Raw genomic sequence first — 23,350 nt, 5'->3', positions numbered from 1 at the left:
ACAGGAATTTCAGTGTCCATGTCTTCCGGTGTCCGCATGGGGCTAGTAGCGCGTTGCCGACAGATACCTTGACGAAACCGGCAACGGCGCAACGCTCGGTTAGGTCACCCTTGCTGGGGGTATTTCCCCGAAGAACACCTGTCCGGGGCCGGGTATGTGGGGGTTTTGCTGGCGTGGTTAGGTTAGCCTTAACAAGGTATGGTGGGCCGTCCTGACCAGCGAAGCGTGGCGAGGTGACAGTGGTGATCCAGCGGATGAAGCCGCGCTGCCTCTCCCTGAGCGGCGCACGCCGGTGACCACAGCTCTCGATCGTGTCGTCTCCGATCACTCCGCCCACCCCGCGCAGCCTTTGGCGCCGGTGACCGCGACCCTGCGGGCGATGTTCGGCACGAGCACCGAGCTGCCCGGCCTGGCGCCGGACCTCACGGTCCACGACCCGGCCGGCTGGCAGCCCACGTCCGACCTGACCGGCGCCAGCCTCGACACCCTGCTCGACTCGTCCCGCGAACGCTGGCAGGCCCAGCCGCACGCGGCGGCCGCGCTGGCCTGGAAGGCATACACGTACTGGCTGGCCCTGCCGGCCGTGCTGGGCTGGGCCTCCGCCCGCCGGGTGCCGCTGCTGACCGGCACCGACGTGCTGATGCACTTCAACGACCCGCGGCCGCTGGTCACTCTCGGTCTCCGCAGCGACATCACGGTGGCGGTGCTGCCGTCCGACCCGCTGGCGCTGAGCGGCCTGGCCCAGGTCCGGGTCGTCGCGGACGAGGCGGCACTGCTGGAGGAGCTGCGGCGCTCGTTGCTGGACGAGCACCTGACGCCATTGCTCGACGCGATCCACACGAAGGTGCGGCTGGGTCAGCGCACGCTGCTGGGGTCGCTGTCGTCGGGAGTGGCCTACGCGGTGCTGCGGTCGGCGGATGTGCTGCCGGGCTCGTCGGCGGAGACGATCGCCACGTTGCTGGGCACGCTCGGGGTCGAGGACCTGATCGAGCTGGTCCCGGGGCGCGGCGGAAACCTGGACGTGCAGCGCAAGACCTGCTGCCTGGCCTTCACCCTGCCCAAGCCCAAGGTCTGCGTGGGCTGCTGCATCAAGTAGTGACCCTGAGCCGGCTCACCGAGCCGACTGTGGATGCGCTGCGGGCTGCCCTGCATGCCGAGCTTGCTGACGGCACGATGCGCCTCGCGGGCTCGGGCAGAGCGACGACCAGCTCCGAACTTTCCGGCAGCGCTGATGCCGGATTGACTGTGAGCCGCGCTTACTGGTCGACCTTCTGGGCGTCGACGAGGTTGCGGACGTTCCAGACCCAGGCGCCGCCGGTCCAGGTCGGCTGGAAGCCCAGCAGCTGGGTCATCGCCCGCAGCATCTCGATGTCGCGGACCTGCGGGGTCAGCACCACCACCCCCGCCTTCCAGTACCGCAGGTCGGCCAGGGTCATCTCGCGGCGGGTCTCGGTGATCTCCGGGATCGGATTGCCCTGCTTGATCGACGCCATCAGGCCGCTGGTCGGGCGCCACGGCGGGGCGAACTGGGCCGAGCGGTCCGTCGGATCGAGCGGATTGCGGCTCGGCAGCAGGGCGTACGCGCTGACGATCCGCATGTCCTGGCCCGTGTAGGCACTCCAGCGCAGCGGGTCCGGATATGAACTGTCGGGCAGGGGCAGGGCGACCAGCGTGTGGTCCTCGTCCACGTACTGCTTCCAGGCACCCGAGGTCACGAACGCCGGAACCGGGTCCATGGGGACCGTGCGCAGCGGCGTCGGCGTGAGCGGTACCAGCGCCATGGCCACCGCGGTGATCATCGCCACTCGGACCGGGCCGCGGGCGGCCGGCTGGGCCTTCATCAGCTCCGAGGCGCGCTGGACGCCCAGGGCCAGCATGATGGCAACGATCGGCGCGATGGCCAGGGCCCAGCGGGTCGGCACGGCCGAGTTGAGGATCGGGACGCTGTGCAGCAGCGACCAGAGGCCGGGGACGCCGGTGTCGACGCCGTTGAGCCGGATGCGCGGGCCGAGGGACATCGCGCCGAAGAACAGAGCCACGCCGGCCAATGTCACGATCGTCACACTACGACGCATCCAGGCGACCAGGCCGAAGAAGAGAATGACCAGCCCCCAGCCGAAGAACGCGTTCTCCTCGGCGGCGTTCTGGGCGAGGCGGCCCGCGGTCACGCTGTTTCCGGCGATCGAGCGCTGCGCGTACGCGGTGAAGGAACCCAGGTCGGCCCCGAAGTAACGGACGAACTCGGGAAGCCCGTGATAGCTCTGCGGCCCGAAGAACTGCACGTAAAGCGGGTAGGCCAGCGCGGCCAGCGTGACACCGGCCGCGACAGCGAGTCCGCGCACGAAGGTGGCGATCTCGCCCGGCTGGCTGCGGCGCCGCGTGACGGCCATCACCACGCAGAAGATGCCCAGCCCGACCGCGGTCATGAAGAGGATCTCGAGGTTGATGAAGGCCTGCCAGACCAGCAGGCCGGCGAGCAGCAGCCCGTTGCGGACCATCCGGCCCGGTGTCCGCAGGGCGAGCGTGCGCCAGATGATCAGCGGCACCAGGAACTGCGAGACGATGTTCGGGTGGCCGCCGGCGTGCGAGATCATGCTCGGCGCGAAGGTGGCGAACAGCGCGCCGACCCACGCCGCCAGCCGGGAGCTGACGAACTGGCGGGACAGCACGAAATACCACGAAATGCCGGTGACTGCCAAGGCCAGCGTAAGAAACGCGTTGAACGCCACATGCGGCCCGAAGATGGCAGTGACGGGCGTCATCGGCAGCGAAACGGCCAACACCGACGTGTTGGCCATCATGTTCACCCCATCGGGGTAATTCATGCGATCCGAGAAGAACGGATAAACGCCATCCGTGAGCACGCGTGCACCGTGCGCCAACATCCACTCAAAGAATGCCTGATCCTGAGGATCATCGCGCAACTCATGATCAAGATTGAGCCACAACGGGGCGGTGATGAAGACCGCTACCGCAATGAAGGTGACTATTGCGAGAACATCTCGCCAGGTGAGAGACCGCCACCACCGCAGGCGCGGCGCCGGCTCGGGCTGCCGGGCGGCCTCGCCACCGGGCCGGGCGTCAACTGCGGGTACGACCGAGGCGTCAACAGCGGGTATGACCGAGATCGGCGCGACGGCGACCTCGCTTTCCAGCGCGCGCAGCTCCGCGTCCAGGTCTTCGGCGTCGGCGGCGGGGTCGGGCGGCAGAACGTTCCCACCGGCCGACTGGCCTGTCGAGTCAATACCCGTAATCGTCATAGCATCGGCGAGCCTAACCGAGGTTGGTAACAGTGTTGTGACGGGCGGCGCAGGCGTGATCGACCCGATATCTAAGCATGTATTTCCGGTCACTGGCCCGCACAGTGCATGATGGGTAAGGCCGGTGGGTACCCACGGGTCAATGTCTCAATCAGGCAAAAAATGAGCGGGCGCCCCCCGCTCAACTTTCGGTTGCGCGCAGCGGATGGTTAACTCTTCCGGTCCCGCTGTCAGCTCGGATCGGCAAGACGAGGGAACCTTACTTATGGCAGACATCACTGGAGACCAGCGGATCCAGTCCGAAGTGCTCGAAGGCCTCGCCACGGCCGTGAACCACCGCCGGTGGTTCGTGGAGCTCGCCCTCCCGTACCTGGGCGACAACCCGATCGAGATCGGCAGTGGCCTGGGCGACTACGCACTGGAGTGGGCGGAGCACCTGCCCCGCTTCACCGCGACGGAGGCCGACCCTGACCGGCTGGTGCAGCTCAAGGAGCGCCTGGCCGACCACGACAACATCGACGTGCGGCAGATGCTGCTGCCCTCGCCCGACGCGAACGGTGAGTACAGCGCCGCCGTGTCGTACAACGTCCTCGAGCACATCGAGGACCACGTCGGCGCGCTGCGCAGCATGGCCGACCTGGTGCGCCCCGGCGGCCGGATCATCCTGATCGTGCCGGCCTTCATGTTCGCGATGAGCCAGGTCGACATCGCGACGGGCCACATCCGCCGCTACACCAAGAAGACGATGCGCGCCGCCATGACCGAGGCCGGCCTCACCATCGAGAAGCTGCACTACGCGAACGCCCTGGGCCTGATCGGCTACTACGGCGCGACGAGCATCTTCAAGCTGGCCCCGAAGGAGGGCCCGATGGTCAAGGTCTACGACAGCGTCGTGCTGCCGATCACCAAGGCCGCCGAGAGCATCGTGAAGCCGCCGTTCGGCCAGTCGGTCTTCGTGGTCGCCAAGGTTCCCGGCTGACCGCACCGCTCCGCTCGACGAAGCCCGCCGGATCCGTGATCCGGCGGACTTCTCCGTGTGCGGGGCTCGGCGTCAGCCCTTGACCTGGTACGTGGGCCGGATCGTGGCCCGGGCCAGGGTGTGGAACGCGAGGTTGAAGCCGACGTACGCCGGGGTGGCGTCCGCGCCCACTTCGAGCCGGTCGACGTCGATGGCGTGCACGGCGAAGACGTAGCGGTGCGGGCGGTCACCGGGCGGCGGGGCGGCGCCGCCGTAGCCGGTGTCGCCGTAGTCGTTGCGTACGGTGAAGGCGTCTTCCGGCAGCGGGTCGACTCCCCGGTCGAGCTCCGTCACCGAGACCGGCAGGTTCACGGCCACCCAGTGCCAGAAGCCGCTGCCCGTGGGCGCGTCAGGGTCGAAGCAGGTCACGACGAAGCTACGGGTCTCTGCCGGGAAGCCGGACCAGGAGAGCTGTGGGGACAGATTCTTGCCGCCGACGCTGGTGTGCGCGTACAGCTCGTCGAGCGGTCGGCCGTCCGCTACGTCCGCGCTGGTCAGGGTGAAGGCCGGGACGGACGGCAGGATGTCGTACGGATCCGGCGCTTCGGCTCGCTCCAGGCTCATGCTCGGTTGTCCTTCCACGTCGTCCGGCACCCACATGGCACCGTTTGCTGACTTCCCCCGTTGGCCGACGGTAACCGGGTGAGGTGTCACACATCTTTCGGCCTGATATCCGCCGCGGATGCAGAAACGCACAGGTGGTGCGCGTGCGCGGGCTTGCCCCGGGCGATAGTGGTGTCAGACATCCGACCGGGTGCGCAGGGCAGAGATCCCCGCGCTCGGTTGCGATCGGTCGCCTCCCGGCGTCCAGCAAGTCGGCACCCGCCCTCCGCGACGGGTGCCGACTGCTATGTGGGATAGCCGCCCGAACTCAGACATATGCCGTGAAGCGATGAGAGCATCAGAAGGTGAGAGTCGCTCCGCCCGGTGAGGAAGGCCGCCTGGCCGCCCTGTACGAGGCCTGTGTGCTCGACACCCCGCCGGAGGAAGACTTCGACGACATCGCCCTGCTGGCCTCGGAGATCTGCGGGACGCCGGTCGGCATGGTGAGCCTGGTCGACGCCGAGCGGCAATGGATCAAGGCCAAGGTCGGGATCGACTACGACGAGTCACCCCGCGACGAGTCGTTCTGCGCCCACACCATCCAGGAGCACGACGTGCTGGAGGTGCCCGACGCCTGCGCCGATCCCCGTTTCGCCACGAGCCCGTTCGTGACCCACGACGAATTCCGGTTCTATGCGGGCGCGCCGGTCCTCCTCGACGGCACCCACGCCGTCGGCACGATCTGCGTTCTCGACAAGGTGCCGCGTGCGCTGACCGCGTCACAGCGCCGCGCCCTGCGCTGTCTGGCCCGGCACACCTCCGTCCAGCTCGAGCTGCGCCGCTACGCCCAGCACGCCGGGACCATCGCTGACCGCATGCGCCAGCTCGACCGGATGAAGGACTCGTTCCTCGCCGGGGTGAGCCACGAGCTGCGGACCCCGCTGACGTCGATCCGCGGCTATCTGGAGATCCTGCTGGCCGACGGCTTCGACCCGGAGACGTCGCAGCGTTTCCTGGCGGTCATGCAGCGCAACTCCGACCGGCTGCTGCGACTCATCGACGACCTGCTGACGGTGGCCCGGCTCAACGAGAGCGGCATGGAGCTGCACCTGGCCGAGCTGGATCTGGCCGAGCTCGTGCACCAGGTGACCACGGCCTGCCGGCCGCTGGCCGAGCACCGGGACGTGGCTCTGCACAACCTGATGGACCAGCCGGTGCTCGCCCGCGGCGACGGCCGGCGGCTGGGCCAGGCGCTGAACCATCTGGTGGTCAACGCGATCAAGTTCACCTCGCCGGGCGGCGAGATCATCGTCCGGGGTACGGCCGGCGACGAGCCGGAGATCGTCATCGTCGACACCGGGGTGGGCATTCCCGCCGCTGAACTGCCGCACGTCTTCGACCGGTTCTTCCGCAGCGCGGCCGCCGACCGGATGGCAGCGCCGGGGCCCGGCCTCGGCCTGTCGATCGTCAACCTGATCATCGAAGCCCACCACGGCAGCATCCACCTGGACAGTGAGCCGGGTGTCGGCACGACAGTCCGGCTGACGCTGCCCCGCGCCTAACGCCCGGCCACGCAGTAGTCGTTACGGCTGGTACGGGTGGTGTTCAGCGCGGTGAAAGTCGCATTGTTGGCGTCCTTGCCGGATCGCAGATCCAGGGTCAGGCGCTGGTAGCCGATCAGGTCCGACGGCGGGACGTAGTCGAACGGCTGCGCCGAGGTGATCCCGTCGGCGAGCGGCTTCCACGGCGTACGGGTCAGCGGGTTCTTGTCGGGCACCCAGCTGCGCTGAGCCAGTTGCCCGCCGGTCAGCCGCAGCTGCAGGCACTGCCGCTCGGTGCCCTGGACGGTCAGGAAGTCCACGTACCAGTCGCCGTTCACCTGGTATTCCTGGCTGATGCCCTCGGCGTACCGGATCTCCCGGTCCAGACGCTGCAGCGCCAAGCCGAGCTGGGCCTGGGCGACCGACCTGGCGTCGACGGCGTTCGCCGTGCGGTACATCGACGAGATCCCGGCGGTGGCCGCGGCCAGCACCACGACCATCACGCTCATCGAGACCAGCACGTCGATCATGGTGAAGCCCGCGTCGGACTTCTTCCTCATACCCTGCCCTATCGGCAGGTCCGGGCCGCGAGTGCAGGATTCAGCAGCCGAACATGGGCAGGCAGGGCGGCAGACCCTCGATCCGTACGCCGACAGTGCGGGCCGCCGCCCAGCCGGCCCGGTCCAGCCGCAGCCGCCGGCCCACCACCGCCTCCCCGCGGACCACGTGCCGGGCGATGCCGTCGTCGGCGTAGCCGAGCTTGCGCGAGACGCCGTACGAGGCCGCGTTGTCCGCGAACGCCTCCGTGACCGCCCACTGCGCGTTCAGCCCGGTGAACGCCAGGTCCAGCACGGCCGCCCGCATCTCGGTGCCGAAGCCCCGGCCGTGGTGGGCGCGGCCCAGCCACGATCCGGTGCCGACCTCGCGCAGCGTGGCGAACTGCCGGGCGTCGAGCGCCTGGGTGCCGATGACCTGGCCGTCGTGCACTGTCACGAAGTGCAGCGACCAGTTGTCCGGCGCCCATTGGCCCCACATCCGCCACTGGAACTGCAACGTGCTGCGGGCCACTTCCTCGGCGGTGCCGTCGGTCCACGGCACCACGAACGGTTGCTGCCCGGGGTCGTGCACGCCTGCGGCGGCGACCTCGGCGAGCTGCGCGAGGTCGGCCAGGTCCGGAACGCGCAGTTCGAGCCGCGGCGTGTGCAGCCGCAGCCCGAACAGTGGCCAGTGATCGGTGATCATGCGAGGGATTCTCGCGGCTCGTCACCGGCCGGCGCCAATCCTTTAGAACCGCTCGATGTGCAACCCAGGGTAGAGCCGCCGGTAAACGACACCGGTCCGCGAGTTGCCGGCGTCGATCATCATTCCGCCGCCCATGTAGATCCCCACGTGCCCCGGCCCCACGACCAGATCACCGGGTTGCGCGGCGGCCCGGGAAACGGTCCGGGCGCGGGCCGCCTGGGCTCCCGAGGAATGCGGCAGGCTGAGCCCGGCCTGGGCGTACGCACGCTTGGTGAATCCCGAGCAGTCGAACGCGTTCGGCCCCTCACCGCCGCGCCGGTACGTCTTGCCGATCTGCGAACGGGCGTACGCGATCACCGAGGACATCCGCATCGACGTGCGTACCCGGGTCACCGCCCGGCGCTTGGGCACTGCCCGGCGCTGGGGCGCGGCGCGGTGCTTGGCCGCGGGCCGCACCGCGGCCCGGGGCTTGACCATCGCCGTGGCCTGACGGGCGGCCGCACGGCGAGCGGCGAGCGCCCGCCGGACGGCGATCCGGCGCTGGGCGGCCGCCCTGACCTGGGCGACGTGGCGGGCGTGGGCTGCCCGGCGTACCTCCTGGATTTTCTTCGTCTCCCGCTGGGCGGAGCGCTGCGCCGCACGCAGCGCGACCGCAGCCGGACGGGCGGCGGACCGGCGCACTGCCGAGCGCGAAGCGCGCAGTGCCGCGCGGTCCACCAGAGCCGGCTGGCTCTCCACCACGGCCGGCGCGGCGGCCGGTGCGGGGTTCGGCAGGCCCATGGGAGTTTCGACGGATTCGAGAACCGGCGTGCTCACGGCGAGCGCGAGGGCGCCGGCGGCCAGGACGCGGCCGGTGGACGGACGGGACAGCGAAGCCTCCGAGTTCGGCCCGGGGCTCTCACGCGAATCCCAATTCGGTGCGACGGATGGTGCCGCCGCGCCGGTTGTCATCCGTGAAACGGCGACAATGGGAACCCAGGCGATATAGGTAATTCCGTCGACCATGCCAACACACATTCGGCGCCACGTGACGAAGAACCGAAAAAAAATGCTCCCGGGGTGTCGAGCTGAGCGTGCCCCGAACGTGTATATGTCATCCATCGTGAGGAGGAAAACGTGAAGACATACCTGCTCAGCATCTATCAGCCGGAGGGACCGCCGCCCGGGCCGGAGGTCCTCGAACCGGTGATGGCCGAACTGGCGGCAATCGCTCAGGACATGCAGAACGCCGGCGCTTTCGTGTTCTCCGCCGGGCTGTGCCCGCCGAGCTCGGCCACGGTGATCCGGGCCCGCGACGGCGAGGTGCTGCTCACCGACGGGCCCTTCCTGGAGAGCAAGGAGTTCGTCGGCGGTTTCACCGTCATCACCGCCCCGGACCTGGACGCCGCCCTGACATGGGGCGAGCGGATGGCGGCGGCGACCACCCTGCCGGTGGAGGTGCGGCCATTCCAGACCTGACCGACGTCTTCCGGGCCGAGTACGGCCGCGCGGTCGCGGTCCTGACCCGGGTCCTCGGCGATCTCGACCTCGCCGAGGAGGCGGTGCAGGACGCGTTCACGGTGGCCAGCGCGAAGTGGCCGGCTGAGGGCGTGCCACCGAGCCCGGCCGGGTGGCTCATCACCACCGCCCGTAACCGGGCCGTCGACCGGCTGCGGCGCGAGTCCATCCGGGCCGCGAAGGAGGCCGAGGCGGCCATGCTGATCCCGGCGTCACCGGCCGAGGAGGAGACGGACCAGCTGCGGCTCATCTTCACCTGCTGCCATCCCGCGCTGGCCCAGCCGGCGCAGGTCGCCCTCACGCTCCGGCTGCTCGGTGGACTGAGCACACCGGAGATCGCCCGGGCGTTCCTGGTGCCGGAGCCGACCATGGCCCAGCGCATCGTCCGGGCCAAGGGCAAGATCCGGGACGCGGGCATCCCGTACCGGGTGCCCGGCGACGCGGAGCTGCCGGGCCGGCTGCGGCCCGTCCTGGCCGTCCTGTACCTGATCTTCAATGAGGGGTACGCGGCCGCAGCCGGCCCCACGCTGACCCGCGACGACCTGTGCGCCGAAGCCGTCCGGCTGACCCGGCTGCTGGCCCGGCTGGTGCCCGCGGAACCCGAGGTACAGGGCTTACTTGCGTTGCAGTTGCTCATTCTCGCCCGCCGCTCGGCCCGCACCACTGTGGACGGCGCGATGATCCGGCTCGCCGACCAGGACCGGTCCCGCTGGGACGCGGCACTGATCGCCGAGGGGCAGCGGATCATCCGCGAATGCGTACGGAAGGGACAGCCGGGTCCGTACCAGCTGCAAGCGGCCGTCAATGCTGTGCACAGTGCCGCGCCGAGCGTGGCCGCGACCGACTGGCCCGCCGTTTTGCAGCTCTACGGCCAACTCATGGCCCTCGCCCCCAGCCCGGTGGTGGCGCTGAACCGCGCGGTGGCGGTGGCCGAGGTGTCCGGCCCGGCAGCGGCATTGCCGCTGGTGGAGGCGCTCGACCTCAGCCGGTACCACCTGTTCCACGCGGTGCGGGCCGACCTGCTCAGACGGCTGGGCCGGGCCGAGGAGGCGGCGGTGGCCTACACCCGGGCGGCCGAGTTGACCGGCAACGCCGCGGAGGTCGCCTTCCTGCGGCAGGCCCGGGAGCTCACCAGCCCCTCGTCCCCGGACCACCTTTGAACGGTCCGGCGATGTCCGAGGTGATCCACCCGCCGTAGAAGTCACCCTCCTGCGGGCGGACCAGCTCACCGTCGACCCGGCACTCGTCCACCCGGCTCGGATAGAAGGCGACCGCCCCGGCCAGCTCCGCGTACGCGGGTGACGGCCGTTCGTAGGACCAAGCGGCGTCGGCCACCCGGATCTCGCCGACGACCAGATCCCAGTAGCCCGCGGTGCCCTTGAACTCGCAGAACGAGCTGCCCCGGGCCCGTTCGAGGGTGCCGGGGGCGATGGCGGCGGCCGGCACGTAGTAGACCGGCGGGTGCGAGGTCTCCAGCACCCGCCAGCACTGATCGCTGTCGACCAGGGTCACCCCGGCGTGCACCACGGTGATGCGGGCGGCGCTGCGCTCGAGCCGCGGCGGGCGCGGGTAGTCCCAGACGGATTCCACCACTTCACGGTACGTCGCTCACCTCGAGCACCCGCGTCGTCGGTGCCGCGTCACCCAGGGCGTCCCGCAACGCGAGCCGTTGCGGGTCGGCGAGCACGGCCTCGTAGCCGGCCCGGGACTCGAACGCCAGGATGTGCACCTCCGAGCGGCCGTCCGTGGTGCGCAGCCGGCGTTCCACCGTGCCGCCGTACCGGGTGAGCAGGGCCAGCACCTCGTCCTCGTACCGGCTGCCGGCCTCGGCGTGCCCGGCGGCCATCTCGACCAGTGCCACGATCCGCAGGGGTCCCTGATCCGTCATGCCGGCGAGTATCGCAGCGACGCCGTCGCGCGACGCAGACTGGAGGACATGCAGCGAGTGGACCTCGGCGAGGTGCCGTACGAGCAGGCGATGCAGTGGATGGCGAGCTGGACGGCCGAACGCCGGGCCGGCACCGCACCGGACCGGTTGTTCCTGCTCAGCCACCCGGCGGTGATCACCTACGGGCACACGACCCCGCTCACCGACCTGCCGGGCGACCTGGCCCGGATCCCGGCCGTGCTCGCCGACCGCGGCGGCCACGCGACCTACCACGGTCCCGGCCAGCTGGTCGGCTACCTGGTCGTCGACCTGCACGCACGCGGGCCGGGCGACGTCGTCCGGTGGCTGGAGAACAGCCTGATCGCGGCCCTGGCCGAGCTCGGCTTCCGCACGGTCCGCCGGGACACGCCGAAGGGTTCGCCCAGCCTGGTCGGCGTGTGGACGCCGGACGGGCGCAAGCTCGTGTCGATCGGCATGCGCATCCGCGGTGGGGTGACCAGCCACGGCTTCGCCCTCAACATCGACCCGGACCTGTCGGTCTTCGACTCGTTCGTGGCGTGCAGCCTCGACGACGTGGCGATGACCTCGCTGCGGCAGCTCGCGGCGACCGAGGGCGTGCCGATGCCGACCGAGGCGGAGGTCCGTGACGCTATCTTCCGGCAGCTGGAAAAGCAGCCGTGAACTCGTCGCGGTTCGGACCCAGGACCGCGAAGACGACGTGCTCCATCGGGTGAGCGATCAACGCCGCGGCGAAGGCCTCCGCCACTGTCGCGGGGTCGTTGCCGAAGACCCCGCAACCCCATGCCCCCAGCACGATCCGGCGATGGCCGCGCGCGGCGGCGACCGCGAGGACCCGCCGCGCCCGGCGGCGCAGGATCGCGGGAACCTCGGCGGCCAGCTCCGGCTGATCGCGCCGGATCGCGGAGAGATTGGGCGCGGCCGCGGTGAGAAACGTGACCGGGTACGGCGTGAGCAGCGTCGCCTGGTCGTCCCGGAAGACGGGCACGCCCGGCGAGTAGATGACCCGATCGGTGTAGGTGAGCTCGGCCTGGGCCCGGTGGAACGCGTAGAACTCATCGGCCGCGCGCAGGCACGGGTACAACGCCGAACTGCGGGCGACGCTTTCCTCCTGGGCCTGGGCCCCGTTGAGGAAACCGCCGCCCGGACTCCGGGCCGAGGCGAAGACCAGCGCCGCGACATCACCACCGAGACGCCGTGCGGCGGCCAGAGTGGACTCGCCCGTGACCTCGACGCGCCCTGCCACCCCGGGCACGCTCTCGGGGAGCTCGTCGGTGGGCAGGTAGAGCCGGGTGCCGGCGATCGCGGGCCCGGCGTCGACGCGCACCTCGGCGCCCCGCGGATCGCGGTACCAGCCTCGCTCGGCGATCTCCACGGTCTCGCGGGCGATGGCCTTCAGTCGTGCGCTCATGATGAGTTCAGGCTAGGCGGTCAGCGTTCGGTAGAGGTGGTAGCGGGTGACGCTCTGCGGGCGTACCCCCGGCATGGTCTGGACTTTGTCCCACAGCGGCCCGGACGAGATCCCGCGGCCGGTGGCCGCCAGGGCTCGGCGATGCGCGTCGGCGCTGACCCATTCGGCGTAGTTGAGCACGCGCCGGCCGTCGGTGCTGACATGGAAGAACGCGCCCAGCCCACCGGCGGGCAGGTCCGCGTCCTGGTCCAGGGCCTCGAAGACCGCATCCACCCAGGTACGGGCGAGCGCGTCGCCGTCCGTGTCGACCCGCACGGCCACCATCGCGCCCGGGGGCGTGGCCGCGGCTGATCTGCCGCCCCGGTACAGGTGATATGCGGTGCGGTCCCGGCGGACTGCTTCGATGTCGGGCTCTTGTCCGGCTGCACCCTCATCTGTCCACTGTGCGTAGTCACGCAGCAGATCGCCGTCCGCGTCGATGAAAAGCGAGTACGCCAAGAGCCCGTCCGGCCACGGGCCACGTCGCCGGGCGGCAATGACGGCCTCCGCGGCGGCCGCCAGCTGATCGGCGCTGCCCACCGCCCACTCGCCGGACACCACAAAGGCCGCGTCACTGCGGGCCGGGTTCGGAAACTCCGCGCTGATCCGCACCTCAGACCGCCACGTACGGGCGAGCCTGGTGGGCGTCGCGCAGGGTGACGCCCCACCAGGTGAGGCGGTCCAGCAGCCGATGCGCGGCGGCGCCGGGCTCGCGGGGATCGAGCGGGCGGCCGTCCGGGCCGAAGCACGACCGGCCGCCGTGGAAGCTGACCGTGTCGCGCACTGTGACGGCGTGCAGCTCGGCGAAGACCGGCCGCAGATGCTCGACGGCGCGCAATCCGCCGGACAACCCGCCGTACGAGACGAAGCCGACGGGTTTGGCGTGCCACTCCCGGAAGTGGCTGTCGATCACAGCCTTGAGCGGTGCGGGATAGCTGTGGTTGTACTCCGGGGTGACGATCACGAACACGTCGGCCGCTGCGAGCCGAGCGGTGATCGGTTCGGTCTCCGCACCGGGACCGGTCTCGGCCTGAAGGCCGCCATCGGGGTCGGGGCCGGCCAGGTCGATGATCTCGGCGTCCACGTCGGTGCGGGCCGCGGCCTCGCCGGCGAACCAGGCGGCGACGGTGGGCCCGAAGCGGCCCTCCCGGGTGCTGGCGACGATGACGGCGACGCGGAGCGGATGTGCGGACATGGGGTCCTCCTCGGTCGGTGCAGTGACGGCACTGACGCTAAAACCCCAACTAATGTTGAGGTCAAGCAGCGAGCGTGAGGTGGGGTCGAATGGAGCTGAGCGTCGGGGAACTGGCGGCCCGCAGCGGGGTCGCGGTGTCCGCCCTGCACTTCTTCGAACGCCAGGGCCTGATCAGCAGCCGGCGCACGGCCGGTAACCAGCGCCGGTACCGCCGCGACGCGCTGCGCCGGGTGGCGTTCATCCGGATCGCCCAGCGGGTCGGCATCCCCCTGAAGGAGGTGCAGGCGATCCTGGCGCTGCTGCCGGACAACCGCACGCCGACCCGGGAGGACTGGGCCCGGGTGTCGCACTGCTGGCAGGAGGAGCTGGACCGGCGGATGCGTCACCTGCAACAGCTGCGGGACGACTTCACCGGGTGCGTGGGGTGCGGGTGCATGTCGATCGACCGGTGCCCGCTGATCAACCCGGACGACGAGCTCGGCCGGGCGGGGCCGGGGCCGCGCCGGCTGCTCTGAGCGGGTGATTGCTTCGGGATGCCGAACCTGGCAAATTGGACATATCCCCCGAGGTTTGCGAGAGGTCGTTTCCCCTGATGCGCCGTTCCACCCTGCTTGCCGTTCTGACTGTTGTGGCTTCGGTGCTTCCTGGCCAGGCGCTGCCCGCCCAAGCCGCGCCGGCGGCGGTGCGGTCGACGCTTGACGCGACGCCTTCGGCGGGGCGGAATCTCGGCGCGGCGCCGGCGGCGGTGCGGATGACCTTTGATGCGGCGCCGGAGCCGGTGGCCAAGGGCGAGGCCGTGACCCTGTCCGGCCGGGTGTGGCGGACCGCGCGCGGCAACCAGGCCCGGGTCGACTTCTACTTCCACGCGAACGGGACCCCGGCGAACTCGTTCACCTACCAGGGCTTCGCGACGACGACGGACGCCGGGCACTTCAGCCACCGGGCCGTCGCGCAGACCACCGGCACGTGGAAGGCCGTCTACGCGGGCTCGACGAGCCGTAAGAACGCCGCCCGGTTGGACGCGGTGCAGGTCTTTCAGCGCCGCTCGCGGGAGATCGCCGGCTGGTCGCAGCAGACAGGCGCGTGGCAGAGCCCGACGATCCGGATCCCCACCCAGGACTACAAGGCGATCTTCTCGTGGACGTGCCCGCAGGAGGGTTCGCCGTTCGTCCACTTGGCCTGGACCGGCCAGGGCGGCGGCTCCGAATACGTCCACGGCGCCCAGCCGGCCGGCAGCCTGACCCTGAACGGCCACGCCGGTGCCCGCAACGGCTTCTTCAAGGTCAGCACCTCGGCCGACTGCAGCTGGCGGGTGCGCGTCTTCTCCGGCATCGCCGCTTTCCAGGTCTGAGCCCGCTCAGGGAAGCAGCAGGATCTTGCCCAGGTGGTCGCTGCTCTCCATCAGGCGGTGGGCCGCCGCGGCCTCCGCCATCGGGAACGTCCGGTCGATGATCGGGCGGATCGCACCCGCGTCGACCAGCGGCCACACCCGCTCCCGCACGCCCTTGACGATCCGGGCCTTGTCGGCAGCCGGACGCGCGCGCAAGGTCGTCGCGGACACCGATCCGCGCTTGGCCATCAGCGCGCCCAGGTCGAGCTCGCCGCGGCGGCCGCCCTGGAGGCCGATGATCGCGATGCGGCCGTCCGGGGCCAGCGCGGCCACGTTCCGGTCCAGGTATTTCGCGCCGATGATGTCCAGGATGACGTCGACGCCCCGGCCGTCGGTGGCTTCGCGGGTCTCCGCCACGAAATCGGCCGCCGTGTAGTCGATGGCGAGGTCGGCTCCGAGCGCGCGCAGCTGCTCGTGCTTGGCCTCGCGGGCGGTGACCAGCACCCGGGCGCCCAGGGCCTTGCCGAGCTGGATCGCGAAAGTGCCGATGCCGCCGCCTCCGCCGTGGATCAGCAGCGTCTGGCCCTTGCGCAGCCGGGCGATGTCGACCACGTTCGACCAGACGGTGCAGGCGACCTCGGGCAGAGCCGCAGCCTCCTGCACGGACATCTGCTGTGGGATCGGCAGGAGCTGGCCCGCGGGCACCGCCACCTGCTCGGCATAGCCACCGCCGGACAGCAGCGCGCAGACGCGCTCGCCCACGTGGTGGCCGGTCACGTCGGCGCCGATCGCGGTGATAACGCCGGAGCTTTCGAGGCCGGGATAGGGCGGAGAGCCCGGCGGGGGTGGGTAATGGCCCTGCCGCTGCATCACGTCGGCCCGGTTGACCGCCGCGGCTGTCACCTCGACGACCACCTCGCCGGCGGCCGGGGACGGGTCCGGCACCTCGGTCCAGACGAGGGCTTCGGGGCCGCCGGGGTCTTCGATCGTGATCGCGTGCATGGGTATCAGCTTGCCCGACGCGTACGACAAAAACAGGAGAAGGCCCGCGGGTGGCACCCACCGCCACCCGCGGGCCTTCCGTCTCTTGGGGGTGCCCGCCTGGTACCCCGATCGGGACGGCTTACGCCGGCATGGTCCACCTCTGGTTGGCGGCGCCGGTGCACGCCCAGATCTGCAGCTTCGCCCCGTCGGCGGTGTTGTTGTCCTTGACATCAAGGCACTTGCCGGAAGCCGTGTTGACCAGCGATCCGTTGCTCACGGTCCACTTCCGGCTGGCTACGGTGCCGATGCAGTCCCACAGATGAACGGCGGCGCCGTCGGCGGTGGAGTTGTTCGACACATCGAGGCACTTACCGAGGCCACGGACCGTGTTGTCGGAACCGACGGTCCACGTCTGGTTGGGGCCACCGGTGCATGTCCAGAGCTGCGGCAGGTTGCCGTTGGCGGTGGAGCCTCCGGTCACGTCCAGGCATTTGCCGCCCAGACCCGAGATCGCACCGGTACGCGTGGCCGGCGCCGTACCCCCGCCCTGGGTCCCGCCCCAGGTGAAAGTCGCCGAGGTCTTGGTCGGCAGGCTGTACACAAAGGACTGCCCGCCCCAGTTGACCTTGACGGTCTGCGCACTGCCGCTGGTGTTGTACGCGATCAGTGCCTTGGATCCGTCCGGGTTCTTCCAGGCCACGTTCTTGACGGTCGCGTTCGCGGTGGAGTCGATCCGCACCGCACCGGGCTTCACGAACTTGGTCAGGTGACCCATCGTGTAGTACTCGATCGTGTAGTCGACCTGCCCGCTGCGCCCGTCCCCGTTGTGCACGGTGACCAGGCCGGTGCACGTGCCGCAGCCGCCGTTGTGCGGACCCATGTTCTGGTCGACGGCGAGGCTCCACTTGGTCCACGACCGCGCCCAGTTGCGGGTGTAGTCGATGAGGTTGTTCATATCCTCGGCCTGCTGATTGCCGACCCAGGTGCCCCCGGAATGCTCGGTGAAGTACTGGTTCATGGCCGGGTACTGGTTGCGTACCGTGGTGGCCTTGCTCGGATCGCCGCCGTAACCGTGCCAGCCGACGCCGCCGAAGTTCGGGTGGTTGCGGATCGCCGCGTCGTTGACCAGGGGCGCGCCCCAGGTGTCGTAGTCGCTGTAGTTCCAGTCGTGCACCAGCAGTTTGGTGCTGAGCCCGGCGGACTGCAGCGCCGGCAGCAGGTCGTTCTTGGCGAACGACTGCAGACCGGAGACGCTCCATTGCATGGAGGGATAGCCGGGACAGCAGCCGGGCTCGTTCTGCTCAGTGACGTAATTGACCGGTACGCCCTGAGCCGCGTACCCCTGGATGTACTTGACGAAGTACTGCGCGTACGCCTTGTAGTACTCGGCCTTGAGGTACCCCTGGTCGTAGCTGTTGTTGTCCTTCATCCAGGAGGGCGCGGACCAGGGCGAAGCCATCACGACCAGGCTGGGATTGAGGCTGCGGGCCTGCTTGGTGAGCGCGAGCACGTCGACGTCCCGGGCCAGCGTGAAGTCGTTGACGTCGCAGCAGGTTTCGTCGTACGAGTAGCTGGATCTTGCAAGGTCCGACGAGCCCATGACGTTGCGGGTGGCGCTCACCCCGATGCCGGCAGTGGGGCTGAAAAGCTTGGTCATCACGTCGTTGCGCGTGGCCGCGGACAGCGCCCCGCTGCCGTTGATGAGCCAGGCAGCGGTGTCGGTGAACGAGGCGCCGGCGCCCTCGAACTGCTGGTAGGTGGTGTTCTCGTTGACCGTGATCGTCTGGTTGGCGCTGCCGGTGCTGCCGGCGAAGGCGACCGGGGTCTGCTGCTGGAGGCCGCGGGTCACGGCGCGGCCGCCGCTGTCGCTGGTGGTGGTCAGATAGATGTTGACCTGCTCGTTGGCGGCGAACGCGCTGGGGGCAAGCACGATGCCGGCGCCGGCCGCGAGCACAGCGGCGGCGACGAGCGCGGTCCTTCTTCCGGGGACGGGCATGGTGGGGAACTCCCTTGACCGAAGGTGGGGGCCTGGCCGGGATAGGAAAGGCAGCGAACAATAACCATGCGGGTCGATGCGGTGTCAACCGTCGCCGTCCTGCTGTGCGGGGGTGTTCCCGCAGCTCAGATGCCTGTTAAGAGAGTTAATATAAGTTTCGCTCAGGCGGCGGCGCGCTGGGCGACCCGTCCCTTCCATCCCGGCGCGCGTCGATCTGGCAGACTGAGTGCCGCCGTACGGGAGGGCTCGCCTAGTGGCCGATGGCGCCGGTCTTGAAAACCGGTAAGGGAAACCTTCGTGGGTTCGAATCCCACGCCCTCCGCTCACCCGCCCTCACCGCGGAGCGCTTGATCTCGCTCGCCGCGACCACGACTTCTCGACCCCGGCCCGGCGATCACGCCCGAGCCGATCCACGGATCGAAGCTCAGTCCCTGCTGCAGAACGGCGGATTGCCGCTGGTGATGCCCAGGTCCGCGCACTGGTAGCCGCTGCCCTGGCTGTGATAGCGCCAGCCCGTATCCGACTTGTAGTGGAACAGGTAGACCCCGTCGCCCGTGTCCGGGCCCTTCGGGACGGCCGTGGCCCACGTCCGCCAGCACTCCACGGTCGAGGCGGGGAATTGCCAGTTGTCCGGCAAGGCCTCGTCCGGCGGCAGGTCGCGGGCGATCCGTTCCAGGGATTTCGCCGAGGGGCAGTCGGGGTACTGCGGACGCTCGGTGGTGTGGGTGGACTTCGGCGTCTTCGACGAAGGCTTGGTGGCGCTCGGCTCCGGGCGACTCGGAGTGATGCTGGGCGCCACCGAGGCCGGGGTGGTGCTGGGCGGTGGCGTTGCGGTCGCGGCCGGGGTCAACGGATGCGGGCGGCTGCCGATGACGAACGGTACGGCGCCGGCGACCGCGAACACCACCACGGCCGCCGCGGTGCCGGTGGCGATGCGGTTGCGTCGTTGCACCTGGCGTGACCGGCGCAGCGTACGGTCGTACATGTCGGTGGCTCCGCCGTGCTCGGACAGGTCGGACATGGCCTTACGCAGCGGGCCGAGGTTGTCGGTCATCACGCTTCCTCCATCGCGGCCGAGAGCAGGTCGGGCGCCAGTTTCCGGATGCGAGCCAGTGCCTTGCTGGTCTGACTCTTGATCGTGCCGACCGAGCAGTGCAGCAGGTCCGCGGTCTCCGCCTCGCTGCGATCCTCGAAGTACCGCAGCACCAGCACGGCTCGTTGCCGCCGGGTGAGCTGGGCCAGGACCTCGTGCAGGGCAAGCTTGAGATCGGTACGCCGGGCGTGGTCGCTGCCGGGCTGGACCACGTCGGTCAGCTCGCCCGGCAGCGACTCGGCCGGCTTGCGGCGGCGCCACCGGCTCACCTGCTGGTGGTACATGGCCGTGCGGGTGTACGCCTCGAAGTGCCCGGGGTCGGCCAGCCGATGCCGGCCCCGATGGGTACGAGCCAGCGCCTCCTGCACGAGGTCCTCGGCGAGGTGCCGGTCGCCGGTCAGCAGGAACGCCGTCCGCAGCAGCGCCGGTGACCGGGTTCGCACGAAGTCCGCGAAAATGTCGTCTGTCGAATGCGACATGCTTGGCATCTGCTTTCCGGGCCGACTCTGCCGCACACCGTAATCGATCTTGACCATGACGGTGCCCCCGTTCGCTGGGCTCAGGAGGCGTCACAGAATGGGGCGTCCTCCTTGATGCCGAGGTCCTGGCAGTGGTATCCGCTGCCCTGGCTGTGGTACTGCCAGCCCGAGCCGGCGCTGTGCCGGAACAGGTAGACGCCGTCACCGGGATACGGGCCCTTCACGCCGGCCGTAGCCCATTCCTTCCAACACTTCACCTGAACGAAGTCCGAGTCCTCCGGGAGGGCCTCCTCCGCCGGCATGCTCTGGTCCCGGGCCACCCGCTCCAGCGTCTTGGCCGATGGGCACTTGACGCCTTCGGCCGTCTTGGTGGCAACGGGACGCGTCGGTGACTTGGTGTTCGGCGCCTTGGTGGCCTCCGTGGCCGGAGCCGTTGTTGCCGGGGCCGTCGACGGCGGGGCTGCCGCAATCGGGGCCGGTGTGGAACTACACGCGGTGAGGCCGAGCAGGAGGCCGAATACGGGCAGCAGCAGACGGTGGCGAGCGGACATATCAGATTCCCCCGGATGGTGTGACGAGCGCCTACATCCGGGCACACGCCTATCGCAGCCGCCAGGTTGTCGCCGACCGGAAGAAATTTTTCTTCTTGCCGGCGACGTGAGTGGGGACGGGTCGATCTCGCATCGACAGCTACCGTCGTGGATGTGGTGAGCTTTCCGGTCGATGACGTCGTCCCCGCGGTCGAGCCCTTACCGACCCAGCCTCTCGGCAGCCTGTTCGCGGACGCCCTGGCTGTCGGCGGTGACCCGGCCGGGCCGGTCCTCGCGCCGGACGGCGTGGATCCGTTGTTGAGCGCCGTCGGTCGCGCGTTCGCCGAGCATCGTCCGCTCGTGCTGTCCCCCGACGCGGTATGGCTGACCATCGCCCGCGGCGTCGCGCAGCATGTGCGCCTGCACGCCGAGGAGCTGCGACCGCACCTCGTGTCCCATCCCGGCCGCAAGCGCCTCGAAGTAGTCCACCTCGGCCCGATGCCCACGGACGCCGAGTCCTGGAAGACCCTGGTCGGGTCGTTCAGCAAGCAGCTCGCCGGCGAGATCGACAACGCGGATCTCTTCGCCTGTGACTTCACCACGAGCACCGACGTCGACCGCGTCGCGGGGCAGATCGTGTTGCTCGACGCGTACGCGCCTTACTTCTCGCTGTGGTTGACGTGCGTCTGTGGCATCCCGTCGATCACGCTGACGGGGACAGAGGCCGACTGGCGGAAGATCCGGGAGCGGGTGGACGCGCTGTCCGTGTTCGGGTTGGAGCGGTGGCGTGAGTCGCTGGTGCCGGTCGTCGACGAGTTCGTCCAGGCTGCTGCGGGCGTGGTGAACACCGGCTTCTGGCAGCGGATCTACAACCCGGCGGACGCCTACGGCGGTGAGGTGATCACCGGATGGGTGGCCGGCCTGTACCCCTACCTCAAGGGTGACGGCACCGTCGACCGGCCCAATCCGTTGCTGGAGCTGCCGATCGACGAACCTCGCGAGCTGACCTCCGACCGCATGGGTTACACCGGACCGGGCATCCGCAGTGACTCCGTCCCCGCCACGCTCTCCCGCGTGACCGTCAACGTCAACGATCGCGCCGAGGGGGACAACCACATGGTCGCCCTGCACGCCGGGCTGGTCGCCGTCGCCCAGGACCATGACGGCGCGCTGCGGCCGGTCGCGGGGTGGCACCTGACCCGGGCCGAGCCGCAGATCGACGATGTCATCGACCGGATCATCGGCGACCACCACAGCACCCCGCCTGGCGAGGACCGCCTGCTCTTCGCCTCCGCCGACTTGGCCGCGATCTACCGGCGCCTCGGCTCCGCGGTCCTGTTCGACGGCGCCTGGCGGCTGCGGCCCGTCGCCGAGCACGGCAACCTGTACCGCGGCCCCGGGCGCCCGAGCATCATCGCGGTCATCGACCTGCCCGGCGGCCGTACCCTCGGCGCGGCGGTCGACGACGCCACCGAGACTCTGCACTGGCTCGCCTGCACCACCGACCAGGGCCCGGACCACAGCCAGGACGAGCCGGACCTGGTCCTGCGCGACGACCCGGCGGATGTCCCCCTCTACGGCACGTCGCTCGCCATGCTGCTCACCACCGCCCTCGACACCGGCGGCGACATCAGCCACCTGGAAACCGGCCGGCTCGACCAGCTCGACCAGCCGGCCGGCGAGGACCCCGCAGCGCCACAGGACGGCCGGCCACCGGCCTCCTGAAGACACCCCTTCCCTCCGGACCGTCGTTCCGGCAAGCTGGCGTCATGGGCGAGGTGCTTCCGATCCCAGCCGTCGGCGACGTCTTCCAGGATGTACGCGGCGACGACCGCAGCATGCGCGTCAGCTACCACCAGGACCGCGGCGTCATTGTCGTCTCCCTGTGGGCGGGCCCGGTCTGCCGCGGCTCCTTCCGCCTGGCCGCCGAAGAGGCCGGCCGACTGGCCGCCTTCCTCACCGACGTCGTGCCACCGGCCGGCGCGCCGGAGCCTCAGGACGACACCGCGACTGTGACCCGGCCGGCGCCCTCCCCTGAGCAGACCGGCGACGTGCGGATGAGTGCGCTGCCCGTACCCCGGGTCGCCTGACCGCACCCGGGCGCGGGGCCGTCAGTCCGGCGGGTTGATGATCATTTGGGGGCCGGTGCCGCGGGCGGCCAGCCGGTCCTCCGGGTTGATCAGTTTGCAGCGGCTCAGACTCAGGCATCCGCAGCCGATGCAGCCGGTCAGTTGATCGCGTAGCCGTTCCATCATCGCGATGCGGGCCTCCAGCTTGCGCCGCCATCGCGCCGACAGCCGGGCCCAGTCCGCTTTCGTCGGGGTGCGGTTCTCCGGCAGCTCCGCCAGGGCCTCGCGGATCTCCTCCAGGGAGACCCCCACCTGCTGGGCGATCCGGATGAAGGCGATCCGGCGCAGCTCGTGCCGCTCGTACCGGCGCTGGTTGCCGCCCGTGCGCGTCGACCGGATCAGGCCTTCGCGTTCGTAGTAGCGCAACGCCGACTGGGCCACGCCGCTGCGGACGGCCATGTCGCCGATGGTGAGAAGCTCCACTGCCGACATCCTTGAGTTGAAGTGAGCTTTAACTTGCAGAGTGAGCCTATGACTACGACAGCGGTAAATCCAGATCTGCTGGGCGCTCTGCTGACCCGGCTGACCGGTGACGAGAAGCACGCACCCAGCGCGTACTCGACCCTTGATGTGCTCTGGGTGCTCTACGACCGGGTGCTGCGGGTCACGCCCGACACCGTCGACGAACCTGATCGGGACCGGTTCCTGCTCTCCAAGGGGCACGGGCCCGCCGGCTACTACGCCGTGCTCGCCGCGAAGGGGTTCATCCCCGTCGACTGGCTCGACGATCTCGGCGGGCCGCGGAGCCCGCTCGGGCACCACCCCGACCGCGTGCTGATCCCCGGCGTCGAGATCGGCACCGGCTCGCTGGGGCACGGGCTCGGCCTCGGCGTGGGCACCGCCCTCGGCCTGCGGGCGCAGGGATTCGACGCCCGGACGTTCGTGCTGCTCGGCGACGCCGAGCTGGACGAGGGTTCCAACCATGAGGCGATCGCGTACGCGGCCGCCGCCCGGCTGGACAAGCTCACCGCGATCGTCATCGACAACCAGTCGTCCACCCACGGCTGGCCCGGCGGTATCGCCAGCCGGTTCCCGGGCTGGACCGCCTCCACTGTGGATGGCCGCGACCACGAGGCCATCGAGATCGCCCTGCGGGAGCGCGACCGCGACCGTCCGCACGTCGTCGTGGCCGCCGTCGAGAAGAAAGGCTGAGGATC

The 23,350-nt window shown here is 69.9% G+C and carries 27 protein-coding genes and 1 tRNA gene; 12 read left to right on the top strand and 16 right to left on the bottom strand.

The window, feature by feature from the left end:
• Positions 1–379: 379 nt before the first annotated feature.
• Entirely contained in the window at positions 380–1,096 is a 717-nt protein-coding gene (locus tag ACWEOZ_RS11490) for a hypothetical protein (protein WP_451910770.1), read from the top strand.
• A 160-nt stretch (positions 1,097–1,256) separates the two neighbouring features.
• On the opposite strand, the gene ACWEOZ_RS11485 is transcribed toward ACWEOZ_RS11490, so the two are convergent.
• Positions 1,257–3,260 carry a hypothetical protein gene (locus tag ACWEOZ_RS11485; RefSeq protein ID WP_451910769.1) on the bottom strand — a complete coding sequence of 668 codons (2,004 nt, stop codon included), beginning with the start codon at positions 3,258–3,260 and terminating at the stop codon, positions 1,257–1,259.
• Between the two features lie 265 nt (positions 3,261–3,525).
• Here ACWEOZ_RS11485 and ACWEOZ_RS11480 point away from each other — a divergent pair, with 265 nt between their 5' ends.
• Positions 3,526–4,239 carry a class I SAM-dependent methyltransferase gene (locus ACWEOZ_RS11480; protein WP_451910646.1) on the top strand — a complete coding sequence of 238 codons (714 nt, stop codon included), beginning with the start codon at positions 3,526–3,528 and terminating at the stop codon, positions 4,237–4,239.
• A gap of 72 nt (positions 4,240–4,311) precedes the next feature.
• On the opposite strand, the gene ACWEOZ_RS11475 is transcribed toward ACWEOZ_RS11480, so the two are convergent.
• A complete protein-coding gene (locus ACWEOZ_RS11475; RefSeq protein WP_451910645.1) occupies positions 4,312–4,842 on the bottom strand; it encodes a YbhB/YbcL family Raf kinase inhibitor-like protein in 531 nt (176 codons plus the stop codon).
• A 344-nt stretch (positions 4,843–5,186) separates the two neighbouring features.
• Between ACWEOZ_RS11475 and ACWEOZ_RS11470 the strand changes: the two genes are divergently transcribed.
• Complete coding sequence (locus ACWEOZ_RS11470) at positions 5,187–6,383, top strand: ATP-binding protein (RefSeq protein WP_451910644.1); 1,197 nt, start codon at positions 5,187–5,189, stop codon at positions 6,381–6,383.
• Here the strand turns inward: ACWEOZ_RS11470 and ACWEOZ_RS11465 are convergent.
• The 3 genes from ACWEOZ_RS11465 to ACWEOZ_RS11455 are packed head-to-tail and all read right to left on the bottom strand — an operon-like array spanning position 6,380 to position 8,384.
• A complete protein-coding gene (locus ACWEOZ_RS11465) occupies positions 6,380–6,922 on the bottom strand; it encodes a hypothetical protein (RefSeq protein ID WP_451910643.1) in 543 nt (180 codons plus the stop codon). The two genes, ACWEOZ_RS11470 and ACWEOZ_RS11465, sit on opposite strands and share 4 nt — an antisense overlap.
• Positions 6,923–6,962: 40 nt before the next feature.
• Positions 6,963–7,604 carry a GNAT family N-acetyltransferase gene (locus ACWEOZ_RS11460; protein WP_451910642.1) on the bottom strand — a complete coding sequence of 214 codons (642 nt, stop codon included), beginning with the start codon at positions 7,602–7,604 and terminating at the stop codon, positions 6,963–6,965.
• Positions 7,605–7,646: 42 nt separating this feature from the next.
• On the bottom strand, positions 7,647–8,384 hold the full coding sequence (locus ACWEOZ_RS11455) for a C40 family peptidase (protein ID WP_451910641.1): 738 nt from the start codon (positions 8,382–8,384) through the stop codon (positions 7,647–7,649).
• A gap of 336 nt (positions 8,385–8,720) precedes the next feature.
• On the opposite strand from ACWEOZ_RS11455, the gene ACWEOZ_RS11450 reads away from it, so the two are divergent.
• Together ACWEOZ_RS11450 and ACWEOZ_RS11445 are read left to right on the top strand one after the other, a co-directional pair.
• Positions 8,721–9,062 carry a YciI family protein gene (locus tag ACWEOZ_RS11450; protein WP_451910640.1) on the top strand — a complete coding sequence of 114 codons (342 nt, stop codon included), beginning with the start codon at positions 8,721–8,723 and terminating at the stop codon, positions 9,060–9,062.
• Complete coding sequence (locus ACWEOZ_RS11445) at positions 8,999–10,261, top strand: RNA polymerase sigma factor (RefSeq protein WP_451910639.1); 1,263 nt, start codon at positions 8,999–9,001, stop codon at positions 10,259–10,261. Before ACWEOZ_RS11450 ends, ACWEOZ_RS11445 begins: the two co-directional genes overlap by 64 nt.
• Here the strand turns inward: ACWEOZ_RS11445 and ACWEOZ_RS11440 are convergent.
• Both ACWEOZ_RS11440 and ACWEOZ_RS11435 read right to left on the bottom strand, forming a co-directional pair.
• Positions 10,230–10,691: a DUF427 domain-containing protein gene (locus ACWEOZ_RS11440; protein WP_451910638.1), complete on the bottom strand. Its 462-nt coding sequence runs from the start codon at positions 10,689–10,691 to the stop codon at positions 10,230–10,232. The genes ACWEOZ_RS11445 and ACWEOZ_RS11440 overlap by 32 nt on opposite strands.
• Positions 10,692–10,695: 4 nt before the next feature.
• Complete coding sequence (locus tag ACWEOZ_RS11435; protein ID WP_451910637.1) at positions 10,696–10,989, bottom strand: hypothetical protein; 294 nt, start codon at positions 10,987–10,989, stop codon at positions 10,696–10,698.
• 48 nt (positions 10,990–11,037) lie between these two features.
• Between ACWEOZ_RS11435 and lipB the strand changes: the two genes are divergently transcribed.
• Positions 11,038–11,670, top strand: a complete 633-nt coding sequence (gene lipB / locus ACWEOZ_RS11430) for a lipoyl(octanoyl) transferase LipB (protein WP_451910636.1) — start codon at positions 11,038–11,040, stop codon at positions 11,668–11,670.
• Here the strand turns inward: lipB and ACWEOZ_RS11425 are convergent.
• Genes ACWEOZ_RS11425 through ACWEOZ_RS11415 form a run of 3 tightly spaced genes read right to left on the bottom strand, consistent with a single transcriptional unit; the run spans position 11,639 to position 13,652 of the window.
• Positions 11,639–12,418, bottom strand: coding sequence for a TIGR02452 family protein (locus tag ACWEOZ_RS11425; protein WP_451910635.1), 780 nt, complete (start codon positions 12,416–12,418; stop codon positions 11,639–11,641). The genes lipB and ACWEOZ_RS11425 overlap by 32 nt on opposite strands.
• Before the next feature lie 12 nt (positions 12,419–12,430).
• On the bottom strand, positions 12,431–13,069 hold the full coding sequence (locus ACWEOZ_RS11420; RefSeq protein WP_451910634.1) for a hypothetical protein: 639 nt from the start codon (positions 13,067–13,069) through the stop codon (positions 12,431–12,433).
• 1 nt (position 13,070) lies between these two features.
• The gene (locus ACWEOZ_RS11415) at positions 13,071–13,652 is read right to left on the bottom strand and encodes an NADPH-dependent FMN reductase (RefSeq protein WP_451910633.1); all 582 of its coding nucleotides are present in this window, start codon (positions 13,650–13,652) and stop codon (positions 13,071–13,073) included.
• 89 nt (positions 13,653–13,741) lie between these two features.
• On the opposite strand from ACWEOZ_RS11415, the gene soxR (ACWEOZ_RS11410) reads away from it, so the two are divergent.
• Both soxR (ACWEOZ_RS11410) and ACWEOZ_RS11405 read left to right on the top strand, forming a co-directional pair.
• The gene (gene soxR, locus ACWEOZ_RS11410; protein WP_451910632.1) at positions 13,742–14,167 is read left to right on the top strand and encodes a redox-sensitive transcriptional activator SoxR; all 426 of its coding nucleotides are present in this window, start codon (positions 13,742–13,744) and stop codon (positions 14,165–14,167) included.
• A gap of 236 nt (positions 14,168–14,403) precedes the next feature.
• Positions 14,404–15,003: a hypothetical protein gene (locus ACWEOZ_RS11405; RefSeq protein ID WP_451910631.1), complete on the top strand. Its 600-nt coding sequence runs from the start codon at positions 14,404–14,406 to the stop codon at positions 15,001–15,003.
• Between the two features lie 6 nt (positions 15,004–15,009).
• Here ACWEOZ_RS11405 and ACWEOZ_RS11400 read toward each other — a convergent pair whose 3' ends face one another.
• Both ACWEOZ_RS11400 and ACWEOZ_RS11395 read right to left on the bottom strand, forming a co-directional pair.
• Positions 15,010–15,984: an NAD(P)H-quinone oxidoreductase gene (locus ACWEOZ_RS11400; RefSeq protein ID WP_451910630.1), complete on the bottom strand. Its 975-nt coding sequence runs from the start codon at positions 15,982–15,984 to the stop codon at positions 15,010–15,012.
• 121 nt (positions 15,985–16,105) lie between these two features.
• Positions 16,106–17,962 carry a ricin-type beta-trefoil lectin domain protein gene (locus ACWEOZ_RS11395; protein WP_451910629.1) on the bottom strand — a complete coding sequence of 619 codons (1,857 nt, stop codon included), beginning with the start codon at positions 17,960–17,962 and terminating at the stop codon, positions 16,106–16,108.
• Between the two features lie 239 nt (positions 17,963–18,201).
• Here ACWEOZ_RS11395 and ACWEOZ_RS11390 point away from each other — a divergent pair.
• A tRNA-Ser gene (locus ACWEOZ_RS11390) sits at positions 18,202–18,284 on the top strand.
• 102 nt (positions 18,285–18,386) lie between these two features.
• Here the strand turns inward: ACWEOZ_RS11390 and ACWEOZ_RS11385 are convergent.
• The 3 genes from ACWEOZ_RS11385 to ACWEOZ_RS11375 all read right to left on the bottom strand — a co-directional run bounded on the left by ACWEOZ_RS11385 (position 18,387) and on the right by ACWEOZ_RS11375 (position 20,085).
• On the bottom strand, positions 18,387–19,016 hold the full coding sequence (locus tag ACWEOZ_RS11385; protein WP_451910628.1) for a hypothetical protein: 630 nt from the start codon (positions 19,014–19,016) through the stop codon (positions 18,387–18,389).
• Complete coding sequence (locus tag ACWEOZ_RS11380; RefSeq protein WP_451910627.1) at positions 19,016–19,534, bottom strand: SigE family RNA polymerase sigma factor; 519 nt, start codon at positions 19,532–19,534, stop codon at positions 19,016–19,018. Before ACWEOZ_RS11380 ends, ACWEOZ_RS11385 begins: the two co-directional genes overlap by 1 nt.
• Positions 19,535–19,614: 80 nt before the next feature.
• Entirely contained in the window at positions 19,615–20,085 is a 471-nt protein-coding gene (locus tag ACWEOZ_RS11375; RefSeq protein ID WP_451910626.1) for a hypothetical protein, read from the bottom strand.
• A gap of 153 nt (positions 20,086–20,238) precedes the next feature.
• Between ACWEOZ_RS11375 and ACWEOZ_RS11370 the strand changes: the two genes are divergently transcribed.
• Positions 20,239–21,789, top strand: coding sequence for a DUF4419 domain-containing protein (locus tag ACWEOZ_RS11370; RefSeq protein WP_451910625.1), 1,551 nt, complete (start codon positions 20,239–20,241; stop codon positions 21,787–21,789).
• A 44-nt stretch (positions 21,790–21,833) separates the two neighbouring features.
• Positions 21,834–22,154, top strand: a complete 321-nt coding sequence (locus tag ACWEOZ_RS11365) for a hypothetical protein (protein ID WP_451910624.1) — start codon at positions 21,834–21,836, stop codon at positions 22,152–22,154.
• A 21-nt stretch (positions 22,155–22,175) separates the two neighbouring features.
• Here ACWEOZ_RS11365 and soxR (ACWEOZ_RS11360) read toward each other — a convergent pair whose 3' ends face one another.
• Positions 22,176–22,625 carry a redox-sensitive transcriptional activator SoxR gene (soxR, locus tag ACWEOZ_RS11360; RefSeq protein ID WP_451910623.1) on the bottom strand — a complete coding sequence of 150 codons (450 nt, stop codon included), beginning with the start codon at positions 22,623–22,625 and terminating at the stop codon, positions 22,176–22,178.
• Between the two features lie 39 nt (positions 22,626–22,664).
• Here soxR (ACWEOZ_RS11360) and ACWEOZ_RS11355 point away from each other — a divergent pair, with 39 nt between their 5' ends.
• Positions 22,665–23,345, top strand: coding sequence for a transketolase (locus tag ACWEOZ_RS11355; protein ID WP_451910622.1), 681 nt, complete (start codon positions 22,665–22,667; stop codon positions 23,343–23,345).
• The last annotated feature ends 5 nt before the right edge of the window (positions 23,346–23,350 follow it).

The organism is Actinoplanes sp. NPDC004185 (genome assembly GCF_053603475.1).
Note: the sequence above shows the minus strand (reverse complement) of the source record. Positions and strands in the feature narration are given on the sequence as shown.

Bases quoted from the DNA above. Each gene is read 5' to 3' on its own strand.
- ACWEOZ_RS11490 (WP_451910770.1), top strand. From the start codon at position 380: ATGTTCGGCACGAGCACCGAGCTGCCCGGCCTGGCGCCGGACCTCACG.
- ACWEOZ_RS11485 (WP_451910769.1), bottom strand. From the start codon at position 3,260: ATGACGATTACGGGTATTGACTCGACAGGCCAGTCGGCCGGTGGGAAC.
- ACWEOZ_RS11480 (WP_451910646.1), top strand. From the start codon at position 3,526: ATGGCAGACATCACTGGAGACCAGCGGATCCAGTCCGAAGTGCTCGAA.
- ACWEOZ_RS11475 (WP_451910645.1), bottom strand. From the start codon at position 4,842: ATGAGCCTGGAGCGAGCCGAAGCGCCGGATCCGTACGACATCCTGCCG.
- ACWEOZ_RS11465 (WP_451910643.1), bottom strand. From the start codon at position 6,922: ATGAGGAAGAAGTCCGACGCGGGCTTCACCATGATCGACGTGCTGGTC.
- ACWEOZ_RS11460 (WP_451910642.1), bottom strand. From the start codon at position 7,604: ATGATCACCGATCACTGGCCACTGTTCGGGCTGCGGCTGCACACGCCG.
- ACWEOZ_RS11455 (WP_451910641.1), bottom strand. From the start codon at position 8,384: ATGGGCCTGCCGAACCCCGCACCGGCCGCCGCGCCGGCCGTGGTGGAG.
- ACWEOZ_RS11445 (WP_451910639.1), top strand. From the start codon at position 8,999: ATGGGGCGAGCGGATGGCGGCGGCGACCACCCTGCCGGTGGAGGTGCG.
- ACWEOZ_RS11435 (WP_451910637.1), bottom strand. From the start codon at position 10,989: ATGACGGATCAGGGACCCCTGCGGATCGTGGCACTGGTCGAGATGGCC.
- lipB (WP_451910636.1), top strand. From the start codon at position 11,038: ATGCAGCGAGTGGACCTCGGCGAGGTGCCGTACGAGCAGGCGATGCAG.
- ACWEOZ_RS11425 (WP_451910635.1), bottom strand. From the start codon at position 12,418: ATGAGCGCACGACTGAAGGCCATCGCCCGCGAGACCGTGGAGATCGCC.
- ACWEOZ_RS11415 (WP_451910633.1), bottom strand. From the start codon at position 13,652: ATGTCCGCACATCCGCTCCGCGTCGCCGTCATCGTCGCCAGCACCCGG.
- soxR (WP_451910632.1), top strand. From the start codon at position 13,742: ATGGAGCTGAGCGTCGGGGAACTGGCGGCCCGCAGCGGGGTCGCGGTG.
- ACWEOZ_RS11405 (WP_451910631.1), top strand. From the start codon at position 14,404: ATGACCTTTGATGCGGCGCCGGAGCCGGTGGCCAAGGGCGAGGCCGTG.
- ACWEOZ_RS11400 (WP_451910630.1), bottom strand. From the start codon at position 15,984: ATGCACGCGATCACGATCGAAGACCCCGGCGGCCCCGAAGCCCTCGTC.
- ACWEOZ_RS11395 (WP_451910629.1), bottom strand. From the start codon at position 17,962: ATGCCCGTCCCCGGAAGAAGGACCGCGCTCGTCGCCGCCGCTGTGCTC.
- ACWEOZ_RS11385 (WP_451910628.1), bottom strand. From the start codon at position 19,016: ATGACCGACAACCTCGGCCCGCTGCGTAAGGCCATGTCCGACCTGTCC.
- ACWEOZ_RS11380 (WP_451910627.1), bottom strand. From the start codon at position 19,534: ATGTCGCATTCGACAGACGACATTTTCGCGGACTTCGTGCGAACCCGG.
- ACWEOZ_RS11375 (WP_451910626.1), bottom strand. From the start codon at position 20,085: ATGTCCGCTCGCCACCGTCTGCTGCTGCCCGTATTCGGCCTCCTGCTC.
- ACWEOZ_RS11365 (WP_451910624.1), top strand. From the start codon at position 21,834: ATGGGCGAGGTGCTTCCGATCCCAGCCGTCGGCGACGTCTTCCAGGAT.
- soxR (WP_451910623.1), bottom strand. From the start codon at position 22,625: ATGTCGGCAGTGGAGCTTCTCACCATCGGCGACATGGCCGTCCGCAGC.
- ACWEOZ_RS11355 (WP_451910622.1), top strand. From the start codon at position 22,665: ATGACTACGACAGCGGTAAATCCAGATCTGCTGGGCGCTCTGCTGACC.